Here is a 3,577-nt window from a genome sequence, read left to right as displayed (position 1 = left end):
GCGCCCCAGCGGGTGTACTCCATGGGGCCGGTGTTTCGCCACGAGCGGCCCCAGCGCGGTCGCTATCGTCAGTTTCACCAGCTTGATGTGGAGGCCTTGGGGTTTGCAGGTCCCGATATTTACGCCGAACTCATCGTGATGCTGTCGCGGCTGTGGCGCGACATGGGCCTGGAAAATGTTCGCCTCGAAATCAACTGCTTGGGTGAGGCCGCTGAGCGCTTGGCCCATCGGCAGGCGCTCATCGATTATTTTGAACAGCACAAAGACGTGCTCGATGAAGACGCCCAACGGCGTTTGTACACCAATCCTTTGCGCATTTTGGACACCAAAAACCCCACCATGCAAAGCATGGTTAACGCTGCGCCGCGTTTGTCGCAGTTTTTGGGGGAGTCTTCTTTGGCCCACTACAACGGTGTAAAGCGCCTGCTCGACGATGCGGGTGTGCCATACATCGAAAACCCCCGCTTGGTGCGCGGGCTCGACTACTACAACCTCACGGTATTCGAGTGGATCACCGATGCCTTGGGTACACAGGGCACCATTTGTGGTGGCGGGCGTTACGATGGGCTCATCGAAATTCTGGGGGGTAAGCCCACACCGGCCATCGGTTTTGCCATCGGTTTGGAACGGCTTTTGGAGTTGTATCTCGAGATGAACAACCCCGACGACCAAGCCGACCTCGACGTGTACGTGGTGCACCAAGGGGAGGGCACGGCCCGCCGCGCTTTCACGCTGGCCGAGGAACTTCGCGATGCAGGTTTTGCCGTGGTGTTGCATGCAGGTGGGGGCGGTTTTAAAAGTCAAATGAAGCGTGCCGATGTAAGCGGCGCATCTGTGGCTGTTATTTTGGGTGAGAACGAATTGGCCGCGGGCACTGCCGCTGTCAAGCTGTTGCGCGGCGAAGGCACGCAAATGGAATTCAAGCAAAGCGAATTGGCTGAGGCCATCGTTGGCTTGTTATATGGAGAGGGAGAAGAGTCTTGAGTCGATACGACCTGGAAGAACAAGAGCAACTGGCCAATTTAAAGGCCTTCTGGGCCAAATACGGCAATTTTATTTTGACCGTGCTCATTTTGGTGTTTGGTTCATTTGCTGCCAAAAATGGTTGGGAGTGGTGGCAGGCCCGCCAGTCCACCGAGGCGGTGGTGGTGTTTGAAAAACTGGAGTCTGCTGCTGCATCGGGTGATCTTGAACTGATGTCTCAGATCCAAACCACGCTGCTCGACAACCATGGTGGCTCGAACTACGCCCCCCGCGGTGCTTTGCTGGCTGCCCGGGTGTATGCCGAAGACGGTAAAACCGACCAAGCCAAACAAGCCCTGCAGTGGGTTGTTAAAGAATCCAGCCTGCTTGAGTACGAGGCCACCGCCCGCCTGCTTTTAAGTGGTTTGCTGATCGAAGAGGGCAAGCATGCAGAGGCCAAAGCGCTGCTCGAGAAAAAGCTGACGGGGTTTGAGGGCTTGTTCCATGACCGTTTGGGGGACATCGCTCTGGCTGAAAACAAGCCCGCTGAAGCCAACAAGGAATACGAGGCCGCACTGGCTGCCATCCAGGCCAACAGTCCCTGGCGCGCTGTGATTGAGCGCAAAATTGCAGCTTTGCCCAAATCTGGAGAATGAATCTCATGACTCAAGCACACACATTGATCGGCCGCGCGGGCATGGCGCTTTGTATGTTGGCGCTGGTCTCGGGTTGCTCCACCTTGAGCAAACTCAACCCTTTTGGAAGTGGTGCAGTTAAGCCAGCCGAGTTGGTGGCTTTCACGCCTTCGCTCAATGTAAATACAGCCTGGAAAACCGACATCGGTGAGTCTGAAGGCGGTTATTTCAGCCCTGCTGTGTTTGATGACACTGTGTATTTGGCCTCTGAAAAAGGCCAGGTCCGCGCGCTAAACCGCAGCAACGGGCAGGTCAAGTGGACCATTAAAACCGACGCCAAACTGAAGGCTGGCGTCGCTGCCACCGTGGACACCGTGGCTGTGGTCGATGTCAACAACCGCCTCTTGGCCTTCGATACCAATGGCAAGCAAAAATGGACCACCAGCCTGGGGGTTGAGGTCAGCACCGTGCCGGTGGGGTCGGTGAGCACCTTGCTGGTTCGCGGGATCGACTTTTCAATTGTGGCCTTGGCCACCGAAAACGGAGCACAGCGCTGGAAGTACAGCCGCCAGTTGCCCCCGCTCACGCTGCGCATCAACAGCCCCGTGGATGTGAACAATGCCCGTGTTTACGCTGGGTTTCCAGGCGGGCGCTTGGTGGCGCTCGACCTCAACAACGGCAATGTGGTGTGGGAGGGCTCTTTGGCCACGCCCACTGGCACCACCGAAATTGAGCGAATAGCCGATGTAACTGGCTCGCCTGTTTATAACTTCCGCGAGGTGTGTGCGGCGTCTTTCCAGGGCCGCTTGGGGTGCCTGGATGCGGTCAGTGCTCGCCCCATCTGGAGTGTTGAGTTTTCATCGCCCTCGGGTGTGTCTGTGGACGACCGCTACATGATCGCCCCCAACGAACTGGGTGACTTGTTCGCGTTTTCCCGCACTGGCGGCAAGCAGGTTTGGCGCATCGAAAACTTCCAGCGCAGGCAGCCCACAACGCCCACGGTGGTTGGTCGAGCTGCGGTCATTGGCGATTTTGAAGGCTATGTGCATTTCATTGACCGCGACACCGGTAAAACCATTGCACGCACCCGGGTGGGTAAAACCGATTTGGCTGCTCCCCCCATGGCCATTGACGGCAACTCGGTTCTGGTTCAGTCCCGCGATGGCGACGTGGCCTTGTTGACCATTCAATAAAGAAGAAGATTTGAAATGAAACCGGTGATTGCCCTGGTCGGGCGCCCCAATGTTGGCAAGTCAACGCTGTTTAATCGGCTGACTCGCACCCGCGACGCCCTGGTGGCCAACCAGCCGGGATTGACCCGCGATCGCCACTACGGCTTGGGGCGCATTGGCTCACGCGATTACCTGGTGGTCGACACCGGTGGGCTGGAACCCGTTGCCAAAGATGGCATTTATGCTGAAATGGCCAAGCAAAGCCGGCAAGCCATTCTTGAAGCCGACCTGGTGTTGTTTCTGGTTGATGGTCGGCAAGGCGTAACCCCCCACGACCATGTGATTGCTGAAGAACTGCGAAAAGCCCGCCGTGAAGTGATCTTGGTGGTGAACAAGTCGGAGGGCATTGCCCACGCCACTGCGGCTGCCGATTTTTATGAGTTGGGCTTGGGCGAGCCCGAGACCATTTCTGCCAGCCATGGCGACGGCGTGCGCCAGCTCATGGACATGGCTTGTGAGCGTTTGCCCAACCTGCCAGACGACGAAGAGGGCGGGCACCGGGTGAAGGTGGCCATCGCCGGTCGGCCCAACGTGGGCAAATCCACCATGGTGAATACTTTGCTGGGTGAGGAGCGTGTGATCGCATTTGACATGCCCGGCACCACCCGAGACAGCATTTACATTGATTTTGAGCGCAATAACAAGCCCTACACCCTCATCGACACGGCAGGCCTTCGCAAGCGTGGCAAGGTGTTTGAGTCTGTTGAAAAATTCTCGGTCATCAAAACCCTGCAAGCCATTGAGGAT

General features: G+C 57.1%; 4 protein-coding genes. All 4 read left to right on the top strand.

Annotated features, from left to right (window positions below; genetic code table 11):
- Positions 1–984: histidine--tRNA ligase (gene hisS, locus ACEQU8_RS13995; RefSeq protein WP_370264420.1), on the top strand; the 984-nt coding region annotated here is incomplete at its 5' end.
- Positions 981–1,619 (top strand): YfgM family protein, encoded by a 639-nt coding sequence (locus ACEQU8_RS13990; protein ID WP_370264418.1) that lies wholly within the window; start codon positions 981–983, stop codon positions 1,617–1,619. The genes hisS and ACEQU8_RS13990, both read left to right, overlap by 4 nt.
- Positions 1,620–1,624: 5 nt before the next feature.
- A complete protein-coding gene (bamB, locus tag ACEQU8_RS13985) occupies positions 1,625–2,791 on the top strand; it encodes an outer membrane protein assembly factor BamB (protein WP_370264417.1) in 1,167 nt (388 codons plus the stop codon).
- 15 nt (positions 2,792–2,806) lie between these two features.
- Positions 2,807–3,577 (top strand): ribosome biogenesis GTPase Der (gene der, locus ACEQU8_RS13980; RefSeq protein ID WP_370264415.1); only part of this gene is annotated, 771 nt, incomplete at its 3' end.

It is taken from the genome of Limnobacter sp. (genome assembly GCF_964228395.1).
Lineage (GTDB): Bacteria > Pseudomonadota > Gammaproteobacteria > Burkholderiales > Burkholderiaceae_B > Limnobacter.
The sequence above is the reverse complement of the archived record's forward strand: the minus strand, read 5'-3'. Positions and strand labels throughout refer to the sequence as shown.